This is a genomic window from Amycolatopsis sp. NPDC114478 (assembly GCF_055633805.1).
Genome location: NZ_JBVKDO010000024.1, coordinates 76,823 through 97,973 on the forward strand (window position 1 = coordinate 76,823; position 21,151 = coordinate 97,973).

18 protein-coding genes are annotated in these 21,151 nt (G+C 71.8%); 14 read left to right on the plus strand and 4 right to left on the minus strand.

The features are described 5' to 3' along the window. Positions 1–118: 118 nt before the first annotated feature. Entirely contained in the window at positions 119–2,425 is a 2,307-nt protein-coding gene (locus ACZ7OH_RS43050; protein ID WP_470286189.1) for a hydantoinase B/oxoprolinase family protein, read from the minus strand. Continuing rightward, positions 2,422–4,518 carry a hydantoinase/oxoprolinase family protein gene (locus ACZ7OH_RS43055; protein ID WP_470286190.1) on the minus strand — a complete coding sequence of 699 codons (2,097 nt, stop codon included), beginning with the start codon at positions 4,516–4,518 and terminating at the stop codon, positions 2,422–2,424. Before ACZ7OH_RS43055 ends, ACZ7OH_RS43050 begins: the two co-directional genes overlap by 4 nt. Positions 4,519–4,658: 140 nt before the next feature. On the opposite strand from ACZ7OH_RS43055, the gene ACZ7OH_RS43060 reads away from it, so the two are divergent. From ACZ7OH_RS43060 to ACZ7OH_RS43090, 7 genes are all read left to right on the plus strand, one after another. Next, a complete protein-coding gene (locus tag ACZ7OH_RS43060; protein WP_470286191.1) occupies positions 4,659–6,134 on the plus strand; it encodes an FAD-dependent monooxygenase in 1,476 nt (491 codons plus the stop codon). Continuing rightward, the gene (locus tag ACZ7OH_RS43065) at positions 6,131–7,777 is read left to right on the plus strand and encodes a (2,3-dihydroxybenzoyl)adenylate synthase (RefSeq protein ID WP_470286192.1); all 1,647 of its coding nucleotides are present in this window, start codon (positions 6,131–6,133) and stop codon (positions 7,775–7,777) included. Before ACZ7OH_RS43060 ends, ACZ7OH_RS43065 begins: the two co-directional genes overlap by 4 nt. Then, positions 7,774–8,526: a maleate cis-trans isomerase family protein gene (locus ACZ7OH_RS43070; protein WP_470286193.1), complete on the plus strand. Its 753-nt coding sequence runs from the start codon at positions 7,774–7,776 to the stop codon at positions 8,524–8,526. Before ACZ7OH_RS43065 ends, ACZ7OH_RS43070 begins: the two co-directional genes overlap by 4 nt. Next, positions 8,523–9,236, plus strand: coding sequence for a TetR/AcrR family transcriptional regulator (locus ACZ7OH_RS43075; protein ID WP_470286194.1), 714 nt, complete (start codon positions 8,523–8,525; stop codon positions 9,234–9,236). Before ACZ7OH_RS43070 ends, ACZ7OH_RS43075 begins: the two co-directional genes overlap by 4 nt. 359 nt (positions 9,237–9,595) lie before the next feature. Further along, positions 9,596–10,225 carry a VOC family protein gene (locus ACZ7OH_RS43080; protein WP_470286195.1) on the plus strand — a complete coding sequence of 210 codons (630 nt, stop codon included), beginning with the start codon at positions 9,596–9,598 and terminating at the stop codon, positions 10,223–10,225. Beyond that, on the plus strand, positions 10,222–10,470 hold the full coding sequence (locus tag ACZ7OH_RS43085) for a hypothetical protein (protein ID WP_470286196.1): 249 nt from the start codon (positions 10,222–10,224) through the stop codon (positions 10,468–10,470). Before ACZ7OH_RS43080 ends, ACZ7OH_RS43085 begins: the two co-directional genes overlap by 4 nt. Next, on the plus strand, positions 10,467–11,678 hold the full coding sequence (locus ACZ7OH_RS43090; protein ID WP_470286197.1) for an alpha/beta fold hydrolase: 1,212 nt from the start codon (positions 10,467–10,469) through the stop codon (positions 11,676–11,678). Before ACZ7OH_RS43085 ends, ACZ7OH_RS43090 begins: the two co-directional genes overlap by 4 nt. On the opposite strand, the gene ACZ7OH_RS43095 is transcribed toward ACZ7OH_RS43090, so the two are convergent. After that, complete coding sequence (locus tag ACZ7OH_RS43095) at positions 11,669–12,112, minus strand: winged helix-turn-helix transcriptional regulator (RefSeq protein ID WP_470286198.1); 444 nt, start codon at positions 12,110–12,112, stop codon at positions 11,669–11,671. The genes ACZ7OH_RS43090 and ACZ7OH_RS43095 overlap by 10 nt on opposite strands. A 69-nt stretch (positions 12,113–12,181) precedes the next feature. On the opposite strand from ACZ7OH_RS43095, the gene ACZ7OH_RS43100 reads away from it, so the two are divergent. Then, positions 12,182–13,354 carry an MFS transporter gene (locus ACZ7OH_RS43100; protein WP_470286199.1) on the plus strand — a complete coding sequence of 391 codons (1,173 nt, stop codon included), beginning with the start codon at positions 12,182–12,184 and terminating at the stop codon, positions 13,352–13,354. Here the strand turns inward: ACZ7OH_RS43100 and ACZ7OH_RS43105 are convergent. Next, on the minus strand, positions 13,317–13,514 hold the full coding sequence (locus ACZ7OH_RS43105; protein ID WP_470286244.1) for a response regulator transcription factor: 198 nt from the start codon (positions 13,512–13,514) through the stop codon (positions 13,317–13,319). The two genes, ACZ7OH_RS43100 and ACZ7OH_RS43105, sit on opposite strands and share 38 nt — an antisense overlap. A gap of 62 nt (positions 13,515–13,576) precedes the next feature. Here ACZ7OH_RS43105 and ACZ7OH_RS43110 point away from each other — a divergent pair, with 62 nt between their 5' ends. The 6 genes from ACZ7OH_RS43110 to ACZ7OH_RS43135 all read left to right on the plus strand — a co-directional run bounded on the left by ACZ7OH_RS43110 (position 13,577) and on the right by ACZ7OH_RS43135 (position 21,149). Continuing rightward, positions 13,577–13,942, plus strand: a complete 366-nt coding sequence (locus ACZ7OH_RS43110; RefSeq protein WP_470286200.1) for a hypothetical protein — start codon at positions 13,577–13,579, stop codon at positions 13,940–13,942. Between the two features lie 164 nt (positions 13,943–14,106). Further along, positions 14,107–15,291 (plus strand): acyl-CoA dehydrogenase family protein, encoded by a 1,185-nt coding sequence (locus ACZ7OH_RS43115; RefSeq protein ID WP_470286201.1) that lies wholly within the window; start codon positions 14,107–14,109, stop codon positions 15,289–15,291. 552 nt (positions 15,292–15,843) lie between these two features. Further along, complete coding sequence (locus tag ACZ7OH_RS43120) at positions 15,844–16,767, plus strand: ABC transporter permease (RefSeq protein WP_470286202.1); 924 nt, start codon at positions 15,844–15,846, stop codon at positions 16,765–16,767. Then, positions 16,767–17,762, plus strand: coding sequence for an ABC transporter permease (locus ACZ7OH_RS43125; protein WP_470286203.1), 996 nt, complete (start codon positions 16,767–16,769; stop codon positions 17,760–17,762). Before ACZ7OH_RS43120 ends, ACZ7OH_RS43125 begins: the two co-directional genes overlap by 1 nt. 10 nt (positions 17,763–17,772) lie before the next feature. Then, positions 17,773–19,443: an ABC transporter substrate-binding protein gene (locus tag ACZ7OH_RS43130; RefSeq protein WP_470286204.1), complete on the plus strand. Its 1,671-nt coding sequence runs from the start codon at positions 17,773–17,775 to the stop codon at positions 19,441–19,443. After that, on the plus strand, positions 19,440–21,149 hold the full coding sequence (locus ACZ7OH_RS43135) for an ABC transporter ATP-binding protein (protein ID WP_470286205.1): 1,710 nt from the start codon (positions 19,440–19,442) through the stop codon (positions 21,147–21,149). Before ACZ7OH_RS43130 ends, ACZ7OH_RS43135 begins: the two co-directional genes overlap by 4 nt. Positions 21,150–21,151 lie beyond the last annotated feature (2 nt).

Below are 21,151 nucleotides of genomic sequence, written 5' to 3' on the forward strand. Positions count from 1 at the left end.
TGGTCGTGCCGCGCACGCGAGCGGCCCGCCGTGCCCGGCTGAGGCCGGGGAACAGTGGTCGGGCCGGCCCCCCGAGCGCCTCGCCGTACCCGGGTGAAGGCACGGCGGACCGCTCGGCTCAGGCGACCGGCGCCGTAGTGCGGTGCCCGAGGGTGCGCAACGAGTCCGGGTGGTCGGCCGGGACCACGCCCGAGTACACCGCCGTCCAGCAGGATGGGCAGCAGTACTGGCGGAACACTACTTCCGCGTCCACGTAGTCGGCCGCCGTCGCGATGATCTGGGGGCCCGCGTCCGTCGGCGGGCCCTCGTACACCGCCACCGCCGGTTCGCCCTCCACCGTGCGCAGGACTTCGCCGCAGTGGCCGCAGGCCAGGCCGCCGCCGGAAGGCTCGACCAGGTTGTCGTCGAGGCGGCGGGCGCCGGACAAGCTCGCCTTGCCGAGGGAAGATCCCGGCACCGCCGAGCGCGAGCGACGCGCCGAACGCTGCCGGGAACGCTCGGCCGAAGTCTCGGCCGGATCCACCACGCCGTCGCGGACCACCACGCCGTAGACCTCGAGCGCCGCCTCCGGGGTGACCTTGGCTTCGCGCAGGTCCCGTGCCACGGCCGCGGGATCCCGCAGCAGCGGATCGCCGTAGCCGCCGCCACCCTGCCACGTCATCGCGAACACCTCGCCCGGCGCGAGGTAGCTCGACGCGTAGTTCTGCCCGGGCTCCAAAGCGGACCCCAGTTCGTCCATTGTGGACGGCATCCGCCCGGACGCGAGCAGCGAAGCCACCGGGCTCTGCCGCGCCACGACGTCGAGGCCGCTGTTGCCCGGGTGCCCGCCCGCGAGCCCGCCGTTCTGCGCGATCGCCTTGCCCGCCGACGCCAGCACCAGCCCCATCGGGACGCTCGTGCCGTGCGGCGTCATCGCGATCGACGCGCCGAGCCCGCCGCGGTGGCGTCCCGGCCCGCCCGAATCGGGGACTTCCCGCCGCCACAACGTCAGGACCGGGTAGAGGAACTCCGTCATCTCGACGTCCGGAACGCGGCCCATCGGGATGCAGAACAGCCCGCCGGTGTCGATGCCGTCCGCGTCGGGACGCGCGCCGTAGCCGCCGGCCATCGGTTCCATGATGATGCTGAGGAACGGCGCCGGCGCCTCGCCGCGTTCGTCGAGACCCGCGATCACCGCGGTGTCCCAGGTGCCGCAGCACGTCGCCTGGACGCTCTTCCCGAGCTCGAGGTCCCGGTCGAGCATCTGCGCCAGGCACTCGGCGATGAGGTTGCCGGTGAGCCAGGCCGGGCCGATCGGGCCGCGGCCGACCGCCGCCGGGAACGTCGCGTTGTTGAGCGTCCCCTCCTCGGTGACGAGGTCGAAGCAGCGCATCAGCCCGCCCGCCGACCACGGGATGTCGCCCGCGAGGATCGGCAGCAGCGCCAGCATCACGCCGCCGCGCATGCCCGCGTACGTGCAGTTGATGACGCCGGCCTGCGGGTCGGTGCCGGTGAAGTCGAACGTCAGGTGGTCGCCGGTCTTGGTGGTGGTGACCGTGATCTTGTGCAGGTTCCGGTCGCCCTCGTGGGACTGGTCCTGGTAGCCGGTCGCCGTCCAGGTGCCGTCCGGGAGCGCGGAAAGCTTGTCCCGCAACCGGCTTTCGGCGTCGGACATCATCCGCTTCATGACGGCCTTGACGGTGTCCGGGCCGTACTGCTCGATCAGCGCGTGCAGGCGTTCGGCGCCGACGTTGTTCGCGCCGATCTTCGCGCGCAGGTCGAGTCCGACGAGCATCGGGACGCGCGAGCGGCGCACCCACAGGTCGGCGACGTCACGCTGCAGCCGCCCGTCGCGGACGACCTTCACCGGCGGCGTCGGCAGCGACTCGGAGAAGACGTCTTCGGCGGCGGGGGAGAAAGAGCCGAGGCCGACGCCGCCGAGATCGGGCTGGTGGGCGATGGCGCTGGTCCAGGCGAACAGCTCGCCGTCGTGGAACACCGGCTGGTAGACGATGACGTCGTTCTGGTGCAGCCCGCCGCCGACCCACGGGTCGTTGCAGAGGAACATGTCGCCGGCTTCGATGCCCGGGTTGGCCGCGCGGTTGCGCAGCGTCCAGTAGATCGCGAGGTCGACCGCGCCGACGAGCATCGTGTTGTAGAGCCCGACCTGGACCTCCTGGCCGAGCTCGTCGGAGATGGCGAAGTCGAAGTCGTTGGCGTCGGTGACGATCGGCGAGCCGGACATGCGCTTGAGCGCCTCGCCCATCTCGTCGGTCACCGACCACAGCCGGTGCCGGATGACCTCGTAGGTCAGCGGGTCGAGGGCGTCGATCTGCTCCTCGGTGACACTGTGGACGGCCAAAGTGGACGGCAGCGACCGCCGGAGCTCACCGAGGTCGACGGGACGGCTCGAGAACTGCTCCGAGCCCGGGATGGGCATGCTCATGCGGCGCTCCTGATCGTGAGGTTGCCGAGGTGGTCGACGGTGCCGGTGGAGCCGGCGGGCACCACGACCGTCGTGGTCGGGACTTCGACGATGGCCGGACCGGTCAGCACGTGGCCGCTGCGCAGCTCGCGGTAGTCGTAGACGGCGGTGTCGACGTAACCGAGCGCCGCGTTCAGGCAGACGGGCCGGGTGCCGGCCCGCGCGGCGGGGGAGTCCGCGACCGGGACTTCCGGCAGTTCCGGGCTGAACGGCAGGATGCCGACGCCGCGCACGCGGAACGTGATGGCCTGGATCCCGGCTTCGCGGAACCCGGCGTCCTTGCCGTAGAGGGCGGCATAACGCTCTTCGAACCCGGCGGCGGCCTCTTCGATCGCCGCCGTGTCCAGAGGTCCCTGGACGACGGGGGTCGTGACTTCGGCGAGCTGCATCGAGTAGCGCATGTCGATTTCCCGGTACAGCTCGACCTTTTCGAACTTCAGGCCCTGCCGATCCAGACCTTCCTGGACGCGCTGTTCCAACTGGGCGAAGTTGCGTTCGGCGCGCTGGGGATCGAAGGGGACGTTCAGCGGATCGGACAGCTCGGCCGCCAGCACGATGTCCGACGACGCGAGCCCGAAGGCGGAGAACGCCGACGCGACCGGCCCGAGCGGGACGACGACCTCGGTGCACCCGACTTCGGCCGCGTAGCCCGCGCAGTGCGCCGGACCGGCGCCGCCGAACGCGTAGAGCACGAACCCGCGCGGGTCGTGCCCGGCCTCGACGACGGTCTTGCGCAGCAGGTCGCCGGTCTGCGCGTTCTGCACGGTGTAGATCGCGGCCGCGGCTTGCTCGACGGTGAGGCCCAGCGGCTTGGCGATGTGCGTGTCGATGGCTTCGCGCGCCAGTTCCAGCGACAGCGGCTTGCGGCCGCCGAGCAGGCCGCGCTCGGGCAGGATGCCGAGGACCAGGTTGGCGTCGGTGTTGGTCGGCTCGGTGCCGCCGTTGCCGTAGCAGGCGGGGCCGGGCACGGCCTGGGCGCTGTGCGGCCCGATGCGCAGGTTGCCGCCGGCGTCGAGCCAGGCGATCGCGCCGCCGCCGGAGCCGATCGCGTCGACCCGCAGCGTCGGCACGTTGATGGGGTGGTGGTTGATGACGGTCGTGGTGTCGCGCACCGGTTCGCCGTCGACCACCAGCCCGGCGAGGAACGTCGTGCCGCCGACGTCGGTGGAGATGATGTTGCGGTGCCCGAGCTGGCGCCCCAGCGCGACCGAGCCGATCACCCCGCCGGTGAGCACGGACCCGACGGTGCTGATCGCCGCGGCCGGCGCCTCCTTCGCGGCCACCGCGCCGCCGTTGCTCTGCATCACCAGCAGTGGCCCGGAAAGCCGGTTCTCGCGCAGGGTGTCCTCGAGCGTGCTGAGGTAGTCGCGCAGGCCGGGGCCGATCTGCGTGCTCATGATCGTGGTGGCGTTGCGGGCGAACTCGCGGATGCGCGGGCTCACCTCCGACGACAGCGCCACGAAGACGTCCGGGTCCTCTTCGGCGATCAGTTCGCGGATCCGCTGCTCGTGCGCCGGGTTGCGGAACGACCACAGCAGCGAGACGGCGATCGCGCGGACGCCGTCGGCCAGTAGCCCGCGGATCTTCGCGCGAGCCTCGTCCTCGTCGAGCCGGACGACGACGGTGCCGTCGCGGTCGACGCGTTCGGTCACCTCCTGGGCGAGCCGTTTCGGCAGCAGCCCGTGGTCCTTCTTCTGCCCCAGCACGTTCTGCAGCTCGTGCGGCGAGCGCCCGAGGTAGCGGCCCTCGACGTTCATGATGAAGATCGAGTCGCGGTGGCCCTTGGTGGTGAGGAAGCCGACCGGCGGCACGTTGCCGGTCACCAGCGCGTTGAGCGACGACGTCGTCCCGTGGGCGATGTGGTGGGTGTCGGCCAGCAGCTCCGGCAGCGTCTTGCCCAGCTGCTCGGCGAGCAGCCGGAGCACGTCGAGCACGCCCTGGGAGTAGTCGGGCGGGGTCGAGGGGGACTTCGCGGCGAGCACGGTCCCGGCGTCGTCGTCGAGAACGGCGTCGGTGAACGTGCCGCCCACGTCCACGCCGATGACATAGGCCATGACTCACGCTCCTTTGCGCGGAGAAAGCTGCTAACTGCGGCGTAGACTATTCAACGCATGTGACAAGAGTCAACCCTCTTGACGGTGACTGGTCGTTGACGTCAAATAGTCGACGTAGTTGTCAAACAAGGAGGTCGGAGATGCAGCCACGTCGGGTCGCGGTGCTGGGCGGCGGGCCGGGCGGGCTCTACGCCGCCCGTCTGCTCAAGCTCGCGTTTCCGTCCTGCGAAGTCGCGGTGCACGAGCAGGGCGAGCCGGACACGACCTTCGGGTTCGGTGTCGGGCTGGCCGCGGGCACCCAGCGCAAGCTGGCCGCGGCCGACCCCGACACCCTGCGCGACGTCGTCGCCGCGGGCTGCCGGCACGACATGACCCTGCGGGTCGACGGGCGCGTCGCCCGGGTCCGCAACGACCGCCTGGTCGGCGTCGCCCGCACCGAACTGCTGGCCATCCTGCAGCGCCACGCGGAAAAGGCCGGGGTGGAGCTGAACTTCGGCGTCCGCCGCGTGGCCGACGACCTCGACGCCGACCTGGTGATCGCCGCCGACGGCGTCGGCAGCGCGACGCGCGAGCAGGGACCTTTCGGGGCGCGAATCGGCACCGGACGAGGGCTGTACCTGTGGTGCGGCGCGGACTTCGCGCTGGACGACGCCCTGTTCGAGCCGGTGCGCACCGAGCACGGCGTCTTCGTCACGCACGCCTACCCGTACGGCAGCGGCCGCAGCACGTTCCTCATCGAAACCGACGAGGCGACGTGGCGGCGGGCGGGATTCGACCGGGCCGGCGACGAGACGGTGTCCGACGAGATGTCCTTGCGTTACCTGCAGGACGCCTTCGCTGAACCGCTGCGCGGACACCGGCTGATCGGCAACCGCACGCGCTGGCTGCGGTTCCGGACCGTCCACTGTGCCCGGTGGGCGGCCGGTAACACCGTCCTGCTGGGCGACGCCGCGCACACCGCGCACTTCTCCATCGGCTCCGGCACGAAGCTCGCCATGGAGGACGCGATCGGCCTGGTCGAGGCGCTGCGGTCCGCGCCTGACACGGCCGAGGCGTTCGCGCGGTACGAGGCGGAGCGGCGGCCGGCCGTCGAACGGCTGCAGGAGCTGGCCCGGCGCAGCCAGTTGTGGTGGGAGTCGTTCCCCGCGCGGCTGCACCTGCCCGTCGAGCGGCTGATGGTCGCCTACATGACCCGTGCCGGGAACGTCCCCCTGGATCGGTTCGCCGCCACCAGCCCGGACGTCGTCGGCGCCGCGCTCACCCAGTACGCCGGGACGCCCCCACCCGCGGACGGGCTCGTCGACTGGGTCCTCGACCGGCAGCCGACGCGGCCCGCCGGCCTCGTCACGATCGACGACGTCGTCGAAGATCCGTGGAATCCCGCCGGGGACGCGGTCGTGGCTCGCGCCCGGGAGGCCCGGGAGCGGGGCGCGGCGGGGTTCTGGTTCACCGGACCGGGTGACCGCGGCGCGCTGCTCACCCGGCTGGACCTCGCCGAGCGCGTCCGGCTCGAAACCGGTGGCATCGTGCTGGTGGCAGGGCCCGCGGCGCTGCGCGGCGACCTGGCCGCCGGCCTGGTCGGCGCCCGCACCGACCTGATCGAGGAGACCGCATGAGCCGGGGTGACAAGGTCGTCCCCTACCCGGAGGACGTCGTGCGCGCCTACCGGGACCGCGGGCTGTGGGGGACCCGCACGATCGCCACGCAGCTGCACGACATCGCGCTGGCCCACCCGGACCGCGACGCCGTCGTCGCGCTCGACGGCCGCGTCACCTTCCGCGAACTGGACGAGCGCACCGACCTGCTGGCCGCCGGCTTGGCCGGGCTCGGGCTCGAACCCGGCGACCCGGTGCTGTTCCAGGCGACCAACCGGCTCGGCACGGTGCTCGCCTGGTACGGCGTGCTCAAGGCCGGCCTGGTGCCGGTGTGCACTCTCGCGGCGCACCGCGGGCACGAGATCGGCGAGGTCAGCCGCCGCGTCGGCGCCGTCGCACACCTCGTCGAGACCGGCAGGTTCGACCTCGTCGGCTTCGCGGTCGAGCAGGCCGCCGGGCACCCGACGCTGCGGCACGTGCTGGTGCTCGGCGACGACCCGCGCGGCATCGCCGTCGACGCGCTCGGGCGGGACCTCGACGCCGGGGCCGCGCGCAAGACCGTCGAGGAGATCCAGGCGGGCATCGGCCCGGACGACGTCGCGGTCTTCCAGCTGTCCGGCGGCACCACCGGCGTGCCGAAGGTGATCCCGCGGCTGCACGCCGAGTACTGGTACAACGCCCTCGCCTACGCCCGGTCCTGGGGATGGACCGCCGAGACGCGCGTCGCCCACTTGATCCCGATCGTGCACAACGCGGGAATCGTGTGCGCCCTGCACGGCCCGCACAGCGTCGGCGCGTCGCTGATCCTCGGCACCGCCGACCTGGACGCGTCGCTCCCGTTGCTGGCGCGGGAAGCGGCCACGCACGTCCTGCTGGGACACGGTCACTTCCGGGCCGTCGCCCACCCGGGGTTCACCGCCGCTTCGGCCGCGCTGACGCAGGTGGTGCTGTCGGGCAGCAAGGTCCCGCCCGCGCTGTTCGACGACCTCGAGCGGCGCGGGCTGTGGTCGGGGCAGCTGTTCGGCATGGGGGAGGGCCTGTTCCTCACCACCCGACCGGGCGCGCCCCGGACCGCGCGTGCCACGACCGTCGGGACGCCACTGTCCGAAATGGACGAGGTACGCGTGCTCGAACCGGGCACCGAAGACGAAGTCCCGGACGGCGAGATCGGCGAGCTGTGCTGCCGCGGCCCGTACACGCTGCGCGGCTACTTCGACGCCGAGGAGCACAACGCGCGCGCGTTCACCACCGACGGCTTCTACCGCACCGGCGACCTCGCGGCGATCCGCGTCCTCGACGGCGAGCGGTACGTGACGATCGAAGGCCGGATCAAGGACGTGATCAACCGCGGCGGCGAGAAGATCAACGCCGAAGAGGTCGAGCTGCTCCTGCTGCGCCACCCGGGCGTCAGCGCGGCCGCCGTCGTGGCCATGCCCGACCTGCGCCTGGGGGAGCGCTCGTGCGCGTTCGTGGTCGGCGGGCCGCTGGACCTGCCCGAAGTCCAGCGGCACTTCGCCGAGCTGGGCGTGGCCAAGTTCAAGTGGCCGGAACGCGTCGAAGTCGTCGAGGAGATCCCGCGCACCCTCGTCGGGAAGCTGGACAAGAAGCGCCTGCAGGCCGAAATCGCCGCGAAGATCGCCACCGAGCAAGGAGAAACCCCGTGACCCCGCACCGCATCGGCCTCGTCGTCCCCAGCTCGAACGTCACCGTCGAGACGGAGGTCCCGGCGCTGCTGGCGCGTCACCCCTCCGCCGCGTTTTCCTTCCACAGCAGCCGGATGCGCATGCACCGGGTGTCGCCGGAGGAGCTGCGCGCGATGAACGCCCAGCGCGAACGCTGCGTGGACGAGCTGGCCGACGCCGGCGTCGACGCGCTGCTCTACGCGTGCCTCGTCGCGGTGATGGCGCAGGGCCCCGGCGAGCACGTGCGAACGGAGAAGGCAGTCGTGGGACAGCTGGCGGCGCGCGACGCCCACCCGGCGGTGCTGTCCAGCGCCGGAGCGCTCGTCGAAGGGCTGCGCGCGCTCGGCGCCCGGCGGATCGCCCTCGTGACGCCGTACCTGCGTCCACTCGCCGAAGAAGTGGTCGCCTACCTGCGCGCGGAGGGCTTCGACGTCGTGGACTGGGCCGCCTTGGAGGTCGGGGACAACGCGGAGGTGGGCTGCATCCCCGGCTCGCGTGTCCTGGCCGCCGCGCGCGGGCTGGACCTCTCCCGCGCCGACGCCTTGGTGATCTCCGCCTGCGTCCAGATGCCGTCGCTCGACCTGGTCGAACCCGCGGAAAAGGAGTTCGGGCTGCCGGTGCTGTCGGCCGCCACGGCCGGTGCGTACGCGCTCTTGAAGGGCTTGAACCTGGCGCCGCGGCTGTCGGGAGCCGGTCGGCTGCTCGCGGGACCTCTACCATCACGAGGATGAGCGGCAGCACACCGCGGGGCGGGTCCCGCGAAAAGGGGACCACCGCCCGGCGGGAACTGGTGGAGAACGAGCTCTACGAGCACGCCACCCGGCTCTTCGCCGAGCGCGGCTTCGCCGGCACGAGCCTGCAGGACATCGCGGACGCTTTGGGGATCACGCGGCCGGCGCTCTACTACTACGTCAAGAGCAAGGAAGAGCTGCTGGCCAAGCTCGTCACGGAGGTCACCAACGGGCCGCTGGAGGAGCTGACCGAGTTGGTGGCGCGCGACCTGAACCCGGTGGCGAAGCTGCGCGGGATCGTGGAGATCATCGTCGGCCGCCGCGCGCGGCAGCCGGAGCGGTTCCGGCTGCTGATCCGGTCGGAGGCCGAGCTGCCGGCCGAGCTGACGGAGGCGTACGACGAGGGCCGCCGGGCGGTGCTGAAGACGATCGCGGGGGTCATCGACGAGGGCGTGCGAGCGGGCCGGTTCCGGCCGGTCGACGGTCGTGTCGCGGCGCTGGGTGTGCTGGGTATGTGCAACTGGGTGGCGTGGTGGTTCCACCCGGGGGGCCGGGATACCGCTGAGGCGGTTGTCGAACAGCTGGCTGATATGGCTGTGGGTGCTTTGCAGCGGGCTGACCAGCACGTTCTCGATGGTGAAGGGCCGGCTGCGGCGTTGAAGATGCTGCGTCAGGACCTCGATCACTTGGAACGCATCCTCGACGTCTGAGTGGCGTTCACGACCCGCCGAGGTCCGTTGTGGCGGGCCGAACGCCCGGACTTCGAAACCGGCGGCTTCGATGGTCTTCCGGGCCTGTTCGGCCGAACCGGGTTGCTTGGGCCGGGCCACCTTTGTCCGGTGTCAGCGACCAGCTCGACACGCCCGGCCATCCGCCCGCTCAAGGCCGGTCTCGTTCCTCGCGTCGGACGGATGCGCCGGCGCGGTACCCACCGTCGTGCACACCGGTCACCCTCGCGATGTCCGCAGATTCCCTCAGCCTCGTGTCGTTCAGCACAGGCGTCAGAATATTGACGCACTCGTCGACTCCCGCGTACCGTGAAGCTCACGAGATCACGCGGGAGGCAACCATGACCGAGCTGGACCACCGGGTGCGGGGCGTCGACCACGTCGCCTTCCCCACCTTCGACCCCGCCGCCACCGTGCGGTTCTACCGGGATGTGCTCGGGTTCCCCGTCGTGCACTCGATCTGCGCGGCGGGCTGGGGTCCGGAGAACCACCCCGACTTCATCCACTTCTTCTTCGACATCGGCAACGACGACCGGATCGCGTTCTTCTACTACTTCGGCGCCGGCCCCGAAGTCGGCGGTCCCGAAGGCGTCAAGGGCGATGTCTACGCGCGGTTCGGCGCGGACGTCCCCGAGTACTTCGTGCGGTCGCGGCACCTCGCGATCCACGTGAACGACGAAGCCGACCTGCTGGAGTACCGCCGCCGGCTCGATGCGAGCGACTGGCCCGTCGAAATGCAGATCCAGCACGAGACCATCGAGTCGATCTACACCCACGACCCCAACGGCTACATGTTCGAGATCACCCGCGCGATGCGGCCCGTCACGCCGCAGGAGGATCTCGACGCCACCCTGACGATCGACGCGCTCCTCGACGTCGTCGGCGAGCCGGAGCCGACCTTCGGGAAGCTCCTCGCGCGCAAGGCGGAGCTGATCGTCGAGCGCGCGGCGGACTGGGAACCGGTGCGATGACGGCCTTCTACGTCCTCGACGTCCCGGAAAACACCGCGGTCGCGAAGATCGCCGCCGAGGACTCCGCGGTGACCGTCGGGCGGATCGGGCCGTACTTCGAGATCAGCGCCGCCGGGCCGATCGTGGTCGACCGCCGCGCGACCGGCTGCCGGCACGCCGTCTGGTACTCGTGCGTCGGCGGCGTGGCGCGCGACAGCCTGATCACCCAGCACGACAAGGACGCCCTGCGCGTGGAGCCGGTGTGAGCGGCCGCCTGGGCGCCGGCCGGTACCTCGCCGCGGGGGAGCGGCCCGCGTCCACCGTGCACGAGCTGACCACTGTGGACGGTGCCACCGTGCGCGGCGTACTGTCCACTGTGGCCGGTGCGCGGACCGTCGTGGCACTGATGCACCCGCGGCAGGACCTGACGCACCACCCGCTCGTCCCGCTGCTGCTGCGGGCCGGGTTCGCGGTCTGGACCCAGCACACCCGCTCGGTCAACAACGACCTGAACCTCGTCCACGAACAAGCGCTCCTCGACGTCGCCGCCGGGCAGGTTTTCCTGCGGCAGCAGGGGTTCGACGCGGTCGTCGTGCTCGGGCACTCGGGCGGCGGCACGCTCTTCGCGTACTACTGCGAGCAGGCCGCGCTCACCGACCGCGTCGAGACCACGCCGGGCGGGCGCCCGACGCGGCTGGCCGAAGCGGACATGCCGGTGCCCGACGGCGTCGTCTTCCTGGCGCCGCACCCCGGCCAGGGCAAGCTGCTGCTCGCGTGCATCGACCCGTCCGTGGCCGACGAGACGGACCCGATGTCGGTGGTCCCTGAACTCGACCCGTTCTCCCCGGCCAACGGCTTCGCCGAACCGCCGGAAAGTTCCTGCTATACAAGGGAATTCCTGGACCGCTACCGCGCGGCGCAACGTGCCCGCGTCGCCCGCATCGACGCGGTGGCCCGCGCGCACCTGGCCGACACCGCGGCGGCGCGTACAGCGTTCAAAACGAGCGGCCGAGCCGAGGACCGCCGCCGTTCGCTGGCGCCGCGCGTGCTCACGGTGTTCCGCACCGACGCCGACCCGCGCACGGTCGACCTGAGCCTCGACCCCAGTGAACGCCCGTACGGCTCGCTGTTCGGCAAGCGCCCCGACCTGATCGACTACGGGCTGGTCGGGTTCGGCCGGCTCGCGACGCCGGAAGCGTGGCTGTCGACGTGGTCCGGCCTTAGTTCCCGCGCCGACTTCGTCCGGTGTGGACCGGGTGTCACGATCCCGACGTTGTTCATCGAGCTGACGGGCGACCAAGCGGCGTTCCCGGCGGACTCCCGCCGCATGATCGCCTCGCTCGGCGCCGCGGACCTGACCGCGACGACAGTGCGAGGCCTGCACTTCGGCGGCGCCATCGCCGAGGGCGAGCCCACGGGGAACGAACTCGCGGCCGCCGAGATCGTCGAGTGGCTGGGCAAGCGCTACGGCTGATCGACCTTCAGCACCGACGTCGTGGCGCAGGTCAGCGGTGCGCCGTCGGGTGCGGTGGGCACTAGAGGCGGGACGACCGCGCCGTGCTCGTCCACCAGGACCGAATGCGGCTCGCCCGCTTCGAACGCGTGCCGCTCACCCCACTGGCGCAGCGTCACGATCACGGCGAACAGGTCCTGGCCCGCCTCGGTGAGCGCGTACTGCCGCCGCTTGCCCGACGGAGCCTCCACCTGGACGAGCAGGCCGTGCCCGGTGAGCTTGCGCAGCCGGTCGGTGAGGATGTTGCGGGCGATGCCCGTGCGCTGCTGGAAGTCGGTGAACGAGCGGGCGCCGTCCATCGCGTCGCGGATGATCAGCAGGCTCCACCGGTCGCCGATCACGTCCGCCGCCCGCGCGACCGGGCAGGTTGGGTCCGTCCACATCGCGTCTCCCATGAGTTGCGTAATGAAACCATTCTCGCCTACTCTCCGAAGAGTTGCAAATCGCAACCAATTGGAGGTGCCGTGGGACGCGGGACGAGGCTGCTCCTGGCCGTTGTGTGCGGCGTCGCGGTCGCCGGGGTGTACGCCGGGCAGCCGGTGCTGGGCCCGATGGGCGACGACCTCGGCGTGCCTCGGGACTCCGTCGGCTGGTTCGTGGCCGCCGGGCAGCTCGGCTACCTCGCCGGGCTGGTGCTGCTGGTGCCGCTCGGCGACCGGCTCGACCGGCGTCGCCTGATCGCGGCCCACCTCGCCCTGGTGGCGGCCGGTCTGGCGGGCACCGCGGCCGCGCCGGTCGCCTGGGTGGCGTTCGGCGGTCTCGCCGTCGCGGGGCTCTTCGCGGTGGTGGTGCAGACTACGGTCGCGTATGCCGCGTCGATCGCGCCGCCCGCCGAACGCGGGCGCACGCTGGGCGTCGTCACGTCCGGCGTGGTAACCGGCATCCTCGGCGCCCGCGTGCTCACCGGCGCCTTGGCCGACGTGGGTGGCTGGCGCGGCAGCTACCTGGCGCTGGCGGTTCTCGCCGCCGCTCTCGGCGTGACGTGCCTCGTGGCGCTGCCCGCGGACGTCCGGACCGGTACGGAGTCCTACGGGCGGATACTCCGTTCGCTGGCCGGGCTTTTCACTCGGCCGCTGTTCCTCCGCCGGGGTCTGATCGGGTTCTTCCTCTTCGCGTCCTTCGGTACATTGTGGAGCGGAATGGCGCTGCCCCTGGCCGGCGAACCGTGGCGGTTGAGCGAGACGCAGATCGGGCTGTTCGGCGTCGCCGGGCTCGCGGGCGCCCTGGGCGCCGCCCGGGCCGGCCGCTGGGGCGACGCGGGACACGCCGGCCGCGTCACCGGCGTCGCGCTCTTGCTGCTGCTCGGGTCGTGGCTCGCCATCGGGCAGCTGGGCTGGTCGTTGCCGCTGCTGGGTTTCGGTGTGCTGCTGCTCGACTTCGCCGTCCAGGTCGTGCACGTCGCCAACCAGCACGTGCTGACGACCGCGTTCCCCGGCCGCACCAGCACGGTGATCGGCGAGTACATGGTCTTCTACTCCCTCGGCTCGGCGACCGGCGCCGCCGCGACGACGGCGGTGTACGACGTGGCGGGCTGGCCGGCCTCGGCCGTTCTCGGCGCGGCAGCGGCCTTCGGCGCCCTGGTCACGTGGATGGCGGGACTCACGGGCCGAGCGCCGCGGCGTAGTCGAACAGGGTGACGCGGTCGGGCAGCTTCGTCTTCACCATCAGGCTGGACACGTGCTTTTCCACGGTCTTCGGGGAAATCAGCAGGCGCCGGGCGATGTCGGTGTTGCCGAGGCGGTGGGCCAGCAGCCGGAAGACGTCGTACTCGCGGACGGTGACCCCGGCGTCCCGCAGCTTCGACGAAGGCGGGTGCGCTGGCGTTCCGCCGGGCCGGGTTCGCGTTCTTCGCGGCGTGCGTGGCGATCGCGGCGATGGCGGGCGCGCCGACGTGGCTGGCGCTGGTGCTGCTGCTGGCGGCGGTGGTGGTGCACACGATCGGCGAGATCTGGCAGGCGGCGGGCGGGTTCGAGCTGTCGTTCACGCTCGCCCCACCGCACGCGGTCGGGCAGTACCAGGGGTTGTTCGGCATGGGGCTCGGCCTGGGCGTGACGCTCGGGCCGGCGGTGCTGATCGCGCTGTGCATCACGTGGGGGACCCCGGGCCGGTGGGTGGTCGGTGGTCTGTTCGCGGTGACGGGGTTGGCGGTGCCGGCGGTGGTGCGGTGGGCGGAGCGCGAACGGGTTCAGGTGGGCGGGACGGGGGCGGAACTCTCGAACCGGTAGCCGGAACGGCGAAATCCGCCCGGCCGGTGGAACGACTTGACGACGTCGCCGGGGCGCCGGTGTACTCGGGATCATGAACGGCGGTGCTCCGCCGGACCATCCTCGCCCGAAGCAGCCCCGCACCGGGGCTGCTTCGGCATGCCCGCGCAGCGAAAGGGAAACCCGTGACGACCACCGAGAACTGGATCGCGACCGCGCAGGACGTCGCCGCGAAGCTCGCCGTCGACGCCGTCGAGCGCGACCGCCGCAATACCACGCCGTACGAAGAGATCCGGCTGCTCAAGGAAGCCGGCCTGGTGACCCTCCTCGGGCCGCCCGAGCACGGCGGGGGCGGGCAGACGTGGGAGACCGCCTACCGCGTCACCCGCGAGATCGCCCGCGCCGACGGTTCGATCGGCCAGCTGCTCGGCTACCACTACCTGTGGGCGTGGGCCGCGCGGCTCGTCGCGACGGACGAGCAGATCGCCGCCGTCGAAGAGCTCTACACCACCAACAACTTCTTCTTCGGCGGCGCGGTCAACCCCCGCGACTCCGATCTGACCATCACCGAGGACGGTGACGAGCTCGTCTACAATGGACATAAGTCGTTCTCGACGGGGAGCAAGGTGTCCGACCTGACCGTCCTCGAAGGCGTCCTCGCGGGCACCGAAGAACACATCTTCGCGATCGTGCCCTCGGCCCAGGAAGGCATCGTCTTCCATGACGACTGGGACAACATCGGCCAGCGGCTCACCGAATCCGGCAGCGTGACGATCACCGACGTGCGGGTGCCGTGGGCGAGCGCCGCCGGCTACGTCGACCGCAAGTTCCGCCCGCTCACCTACAACACGCTCAACGTCCCGGCGATCCAGCTGGTGTTCACGAACTTCTACCTCGGCATCGCGCAAGGTGCCCTCGACGCCGGCCTGGCGTACACGCGCGAGCGCACCCGCCCGTGGCCCTACGGTGGCGACGACAAGGAAGCCGCCGCGGAGGAGTGGTACATCCTCGACGGCTACGGCGACCTGCAAGCGAAGCTGTGGGCGGCCGAGGCGCTCACCGACAAGGCGGGCACGGCGATTTCCCGGGTGCTGCACGCCCCGCGCGAGGAGCTGACGCCGGAGGTCCGCGGTGAGCTGGCGGTGCTGATCGCCGCGGCCAAGCAGCGGGTGATCGACACGGGCTTGGAGATCGGCACGAAGATCTTCGAGCTGACCGGCGCCCGGGCGAGCGCGTCGAAGCACGGCCTGGACCGGTTCTGGCGCAACCTGCGGACGCATTCGCTGCACGACCCGGTGGCGTACAAGCGCCGCGAGGTGGGTGTTCACGCACTGCGCGGCGAGCTGCCGGAGCCGACCTGGTACACGTGATCCCGCCCCGGGCGCTCGAGGCCGTGCCGCCGGCGGCCTCGAGCGCCCGCGCCCGCGGAAGCTGCTCGTGCCCGCCGAAGCTGCTCGTGGCCGCCGTAACCGCCCGCGCCCGCCGAAGCCGCTCGTGGCCGCGGAAGCCGCTCGCGCCCGCCGAAGCCCGCCCCGCGCCCACTGTCGCTTGCCCGCGTGTGCCTTGGCCGCCCGGCCGCGCTCGCCCTCCCGGTGCCCGCCCCCCGGCGGCCGCCTCCCACTCGTGCTCGCCCTCTGTCGGCCGCCTGCCCGCGCCCGCCCCGCGCCCACCCTCGGCGCCCCGCCTGCCTGCACCCACGCCCGCGCCCGCCGCTCGCCCGCCCGCACCCGCGGTACCCGCTCGTCCCCCCTCGCGGCTCCCGAACCGTCCGCATCGTGCGAACAAACCCCCACAACTCGGACCAAACACCCGTGCGCGCGTTACTTCCCGTCCGCATACTGGGACAGTTGAATGATCACCGGCACCTCCATAGAGTTCCCGATCGTCACTCGATCGGCTGAATTCCGACTCTTGAAGGTGCCGTGCCCGCCTCCTCCCTCCCGCCGCTCGCGGCGCGCTCCCTGCCCGCCGCGGTGTGGCGTGCCGTCCGGACCGGGCGGTGGACGCCCCTCTGCGCGGTGCTGGTCGCCGGCATCCTGCTGCTCGCCGCCGGGGCCGATCTGTTCGTCCTGGCCGAAGGGCAGAGCCTCGCCCCCGACATCACCACCCTCGGCCCGACCGGGCTGCCCGCCGGCGCGCTCGGCGGCGTGAGCGGCGCGCACTGGTTCGGCGTCGAGCCGCTCACCGGCGTCGACCTCTTCGCGCTCGTCGCCCACGGCGCCCGGACCTCGCTGCTCGTCGGACTGGGCGCCACCGTGCTGGGGACCGTGCTCGGTGTCGTGATCGGAGTCAGCGCCGGCTACCTCGGCGGCTGGTGGGACCGGCTGGTCACCTGGACCGCCGACGTCATCCTCGGCTTCCCCTACCTGATCTTCATGATCGCGCTCGGCGCGGTGCTGCCGGTGGACTTCCCCCGGCAGCTCACGCTCGTCGTCGTCCTCGGGCTCTTCGGCTGGCCGCGCATCGCGCGCATCGTGCGGGCCCAGACGCTGACGCTCGCGAAGCGCGACTTCGTCGCCGCGGCCCGGGTCGTCGGCGGCGGCCCGTGGCACGTCTTCACCAAAGAACTGCTGCCGAACCTCTGGGCGCCGATCATCGTCGTCGCCAGCCTGTCCATCCCGTCGATGATCGGCAACGAGGCCGCGCTCTCGTTCCTCGGCGTCGGCGTCCTGCCGCCGACCCCCAGCTGGGGCCGCACCATCAGCGCGGCCATCGACTTCTTCGAGACGGACCCCATGTACCTGGTCTTCCCCGGCGCGATGCTGTTCCTGATCACGCTGGCGTTCAACGTCGTCGGCGACGCGATCCGCGACGCGCTCGACCCGCGGACCGGCGGTGCCGCCTGATGCGCACCGCGCGGTTCGTCGCCACCCGCTTCGCCGGGATGCTGCTGGTCCTGTTCGTCGTCGCCTTCGTGACGTTCGTGGTGTTCTACGTCCTGCCCGCCGACCCGGCGCGGCTGGCCTGCGGCCGCCCGTGCTCGCCCGAGGGCCTGCAGCTCGCGCGGGAGTTCATGGGCTACGACGTCCCGTGGTACCGCCAGTTCCTCGACTTCCTCGGCGGCATCTTCGGCGGCCGCACGTTCGGCACCGGTGCCGCCGCGGTCCACTGCACCGCGCCCTGCTTCGGCTGGGACTTCCAGAACAACGTCGACGTGCTCGCCGAAATCGGCGGCCGGATCGAGGTCAGCTTCTCGGTCGCGCTGGGCGCGGCCGCGATCTGGATCGTCCTCGGCGTCGGCCTCGGCGTGCTTTCGGCGCTGCGGCGCGGAACCGCCGTCGACCGGATCACCATGGCCGCCGCGATGACCGGGGTGTCCATGCCCGCCTACCTGGCCGGGATGATCGGCATCACGATCTTCGCGTTCGCGCTCGACGTCGTCCCGAAGTCCGGGTACGTGCCGCTGACCGAGGACCCGGCGCAGTGGGCGTGGCACCTCGTCCTGCCGTGGTTCGTGCTGGCGTTCCTGCACGCCGCGATCTACGCGCGGCTGACCCGCGGCCAGATGCTCGAAACCCTCGGCGAGGACTACATCCGCACCGCGCGGGCGAAGGGCCTCACCGAGCGGAAGGTCGTGGGCCGGCACGCGCTGCGCAACGTCCTGCTGCCGGTCATCACGGTCTTCGGCGTCGACCTCGGCGGCCTGCTGGCCGGGACGGTGATCACCGAGCGGATCTTCGGCATGGCCGGCGTCGGGCGGTTGCTCGTCGACGCGATCGCGTCGCTCAACCTGCCGGTCCTGCTGGGCGTGACGCTGTTCTCGGCCCTGCTGGTCACGGTCCTGAACTTCCTGGTCGATCTCTGCTACGGCGCGCTCGATCCGCGGGCCCGCCTCGTCTGAAGGGGAAACGATGAAGAAGCTGCGGTTCGCCGCGGGGGTGCTGGCCGCCCTCACGCTGCTGACGGCGTGCGGGGCCAACGACACACCGGCCGGGCAGGGCGGCACCGTCAAGCCAGGCGGGAACCTCGTCCTGCTCAACGACGCGCCGTCGATCACCTGGGACCCGGCTAAGAGCTCGAACCTCGTCATCACGACGCTCGGGCTGATCCACCGGCGGCTGACGTCGTGGGACGTCGCGCCGGGCAAGGACACCACGATCGTGCCCGACCTGGCCACCGACACCGGGAAGGCCACCGACGGCGGCAAGACGTGGACGTTCACCCTCAAGGACGGCCTGAAGTACGCCGACGGCACCGCCATCACCGCGGCGGACGTCAAGTGGGGCCTGGAACGCTCGTTCGCGCCCGCGTTCTCCGGCGGCCTGGCCTACCACAAGGACCTGCTCTCGCCGGGGCTGGCGTACAAGGGCCCGTTCGACGGCAAGGAGCTCGACACCATCCAGACGCCGGATCCGAAGACCATCGTCTTCCACCTCGCCCGCGCCTACGGCGACTTCAACTGGGTCGCGAGCACGCCGGCGTTCTCGCCGGTGCCGAAGGGCAAGGGCGCCGAGGCGAACTACGGTGACCACCCGGTCGCGTCGGGGCCGTACCAGCTGGCGAGCTACGAACGCGGCAAGTCGGCGAAGCTGACGCGCAACCCGAACTGGAGCCGGGACGAGGACAAGACGCGCCTCGCCAACCCCGACACCATCGAGTTCGAGCTCGGCCAGGACACCGGCGTGATCTCCAAGCGCCTGGTCGACGACACGGGCAAGGACCGCGCCGCCTTCGGCATGTCGTTCGCCTCGCCCGCCCAGCTGGCCCAGATCCAGGGCAACGCGTCGGCCCAGTCGCGGCTGGTGACGTCGGAATCCGGGGCGCTGGCCTACCTTTCGCTCAACACCCAGCGCGGCAACCTCACCAACCCCAAGGTGCGCCAGGCGTTCCAGTACGCCGTGGACAAGGCCGCCTACCAGGTCGCGAGCGCGGGCAGCGCCCAGCTGGCCGGGGACGTCGCCACCACGCTCATCACCCCGGGTCTGCAGGGCCGCGAGCAGTACGACCTGTACCCGGCGCCGCCGTCCGGTGACGTGGCGAAGGCCAAGCAGCTGCTCGCCGAGGCGGGCTTCCCGAACGGGCTCGACGGTCTGGTCCTGGCCACCCACAACGAACGCGGCTTCCCGGAGAAGGCCGCGGCGATCCAGGCGTCGCTCGCGCGGGCGAACATCAAGGTCACCATCAAGCCGCTCGACGAGGACACCTACACGTCCGAAGTGGACACCAAGGGCCTGTCGGACTACGACCTGACGCTCACCTCGTGGCAGCCGGACATCCCGTCGGCCAACGCGAACATCCAGCCGCTGTTCCAGTCCACCGAGATCGGCAACGGCGGGTACAACGAGTCGCGGTACAACAACCCCGAGGTCGACAAGCTGATCGGGGAGGCACAGGCCACTGTGGACCCGGCCGAGGCTGGCAAGAAGTGGGCGGCGCTGGACAAGAAGATCCTCGCCGACTCGCCGGTCGTGCCGCTGATCTACACCCGCAACTCGTTCCTGCACGGGTCGCAGGTCGGCGGCGTCGAGATCGGGCGCTTCCCGGCCTACGTCGACTACCGCAAGTTCGGGATCATCCAGTGACCGGGGCCGGACTCCTGCGGCTGCACGACGTCGCGGTCTCGTTCGGGGACGTCGAAGCCGTCCGCGGGGTCGGCTACGAGGTCCACGCGGGCGAAGTCGTCGCGGTGGTCGGGGAGTCCGGCTCGGGCAAGACGGTCACCGCGATGTCCCTGCTCGGCCTGCTCCCGCCCACGGCCCGCGTGACGGGCCGCGCGGAGCTGGCCGGGCGGGACCTCTACGCGATGACCCCGGCCGAGCTGCGCGCGGTGCGCGGCGGCGAGGTCGGCATGGTGTTCCAGGAGCCGATGAGCGCGCTGAACCCGGTGTTCACCGTCGGCGACCAGCTCGTCGAGGCGATCCGGACCCACCGGGACCTGACCGCCTCGGCGGCGCGCGACCGCGCGGTCGAACTGCTCGACCTGGTCGGGTTGCCCGCTCCCCGCGAACGGTTCCGGTCCTACCCGCACGAGCTGTCCGGCGGGCAGCTGCAGCGTGTCGTGATCGCCATGGCGGTGGGGAACGAGCCGAAGCTGCTGATCGCCGACGAGCCGACGACCGCGTTGGACGTCACCGTCCAGGCCGAGATCCTGGAGCTGCTGCGGGACCTGCGCTCGCGGCTGGGGACGGCGATCCTGCTGATCACGCACGACATGGGCGTGGTCGCCGACCTGGCCGACCGCGTGGTGGTGATGCACGACGGCCGGGTCGTCGAGCAGGGGGCCGCGGGCGCGATCTTCACCGCGCCAGCGGAGGAGTACACGCGCCAGCTGCTCGGCTCGGTCGTCTCGCTGTCGGCGACGGCCACGACGGGGCTCGAACGCGCGTTGACGGCGGACCTTTCGGTCGGCCCGGGCCACGTCGCCGCGGCGGAGCACCCGGCGGTGGCGTCGGTCCCGGACGTGCCCGCCCAGGCGCCGCTGCTGCGGGTGACGGACCTGTCGGTGACCTACCGCGGCCGGTTCCGCGCGATCGCCGTCCGCGCCGCGTCAGGGGTGAACCTGCACGTGGAGCCGGGGGAGGTGCTCGGCCTGGTCGGCGAATCCGGCTCCGGCAAGAGCACGGTCGCGCGCGCCGTCACGGGGCTGCTCGCGCCGACCGGCGGGTCCGTCCACATCGGAGACACCGACATCAGCCGGGTGCGCGGCCGGGCCGCGAAGGCGTTGCGGCGCCGGATCGGCATGGTGTTCCAGGACCCGTTGTCCTCGTTGAACCCCCGCACGACGGTGGGGGAGAGCGTCGCGACCCCGGTGCGGCTGCACAAGGCGGTCCGGCCGTCCGAAGTGGACGGACGGGTGGCGGAGCTGCTGGACTCGGTCCAGCTTTCGCCGTCGCTGGCCGGGCGCTACCCGCACGAGCTGTCGGGCGGGCAGCGCCAGCGGGCGTGCATCGCCCGCGCCCTGGCGCTGAACCCGGACCTGCTGGTGGCCGACGAGCCGACGAGCGCGCTCGACGTCACGATCCAGGCGAAGGTCCTCGACCTCCTGCGCGACCTGCGCCACGAGTTCGGCTTCGCGTGCCTGTTCATCAGCCATGACCTGGCGGTGATCGAGCAGCTGGCCGACCGGGTGGCGGTGATGCACCGCGGGCACGTCGTCGAGCAGGGCCCGACGAAGGACGTCCTCACGGCCCCGGCGCACCCGTACACGCAGCGCCTGCTGTCGGCCGCGCCGGTGGCGGACCCCGAGGCGCAGCGCCGCCGCAGGGAGGCCTGGCGGCAGCTGCGCTGAGC

What these genes read in the sequence shown, in the direction of transcription:
- ACZ7OH_RS43095 (WP_470286198.1), bottom strand. Translation starts at nt 12,112, where the DNA reads ATGGGAGACGCGATGTGGACGGACCCAACCTGCCCGGTCGCGCGGGCG.
- ACZ7OH_RS43085 (WP_470286196.1), top strand. Translation starts at nt 10,222, where the DNA reads ATGACGGCCTTCTACGTCCTCGACGTCCCGGAAAACACCGCGGTCGCG.
- ACZ7OH_RS43065 (WP_470286192.1), top strand. Translation starts at nt 6,131, where the DNA reads ATGAGCCGGGGTGACAAGGTCGTCCCCTACCCGGAGGACGTCGTGCGC.
- ACZ7OH_RS43080 (WP_470286195.1), top strand. Translation starts at nt 9,596, where the DNA reads ATGACCGAGCTGGACCACCGGGTGCGGGGCGTCGACCACGTCGCCTTC.
- ACZ7OH_RS43055 (WP_470286190.1), bottom strand. Translation starts at nt 4,518, where the DNA reads ATGGCCTATGTCATCGGCGTGGACGTGGGCGGCACGTTCACCGACGCC.
- ACZ7OH_RS43050 (WP_470286189.1), bottom strand. Translation starts at nt 2,425, where the DNA reads ATGAGCATGCCCATCCCGGGCTCGGAGCAGTTCTCGAGCCGTCCCGTC.
- ACZ7OH_RS43130 (WP_470286204.1), top strand. Translation starts at nt 17,773, where the DNA reads ATGAAGAAGCTGCGGTTCGCCGCGGGGGTGCTGGCCGCCCTCACGCTG.
- ACZ7OH_RS43125 (WP_470286203.1), top strand. Translation starts at nt 16,767, where the DNA reads ATGCGCACCGCGCGGTTCGTCGCCACCCGCTTCGCCGGGATGCTGCTG.
- ACZ7OH_RS43075 (WP_470286194.1), top strand. Translation starts at nt 8,523, where the DNA reads ATGAGCGGCAGCACACCGCGGGGCGGGTCCCGCGAAAAGGGGACCACC.
- ACZ7OH_RS43060 (WP_470286191.1), top strand. Translation starts at nt 4,659, where the DNA reads ATGCAGCCACGTCGGGTCGCGGTGCTGGGCGGCGGGCCGGGCGGGCTC.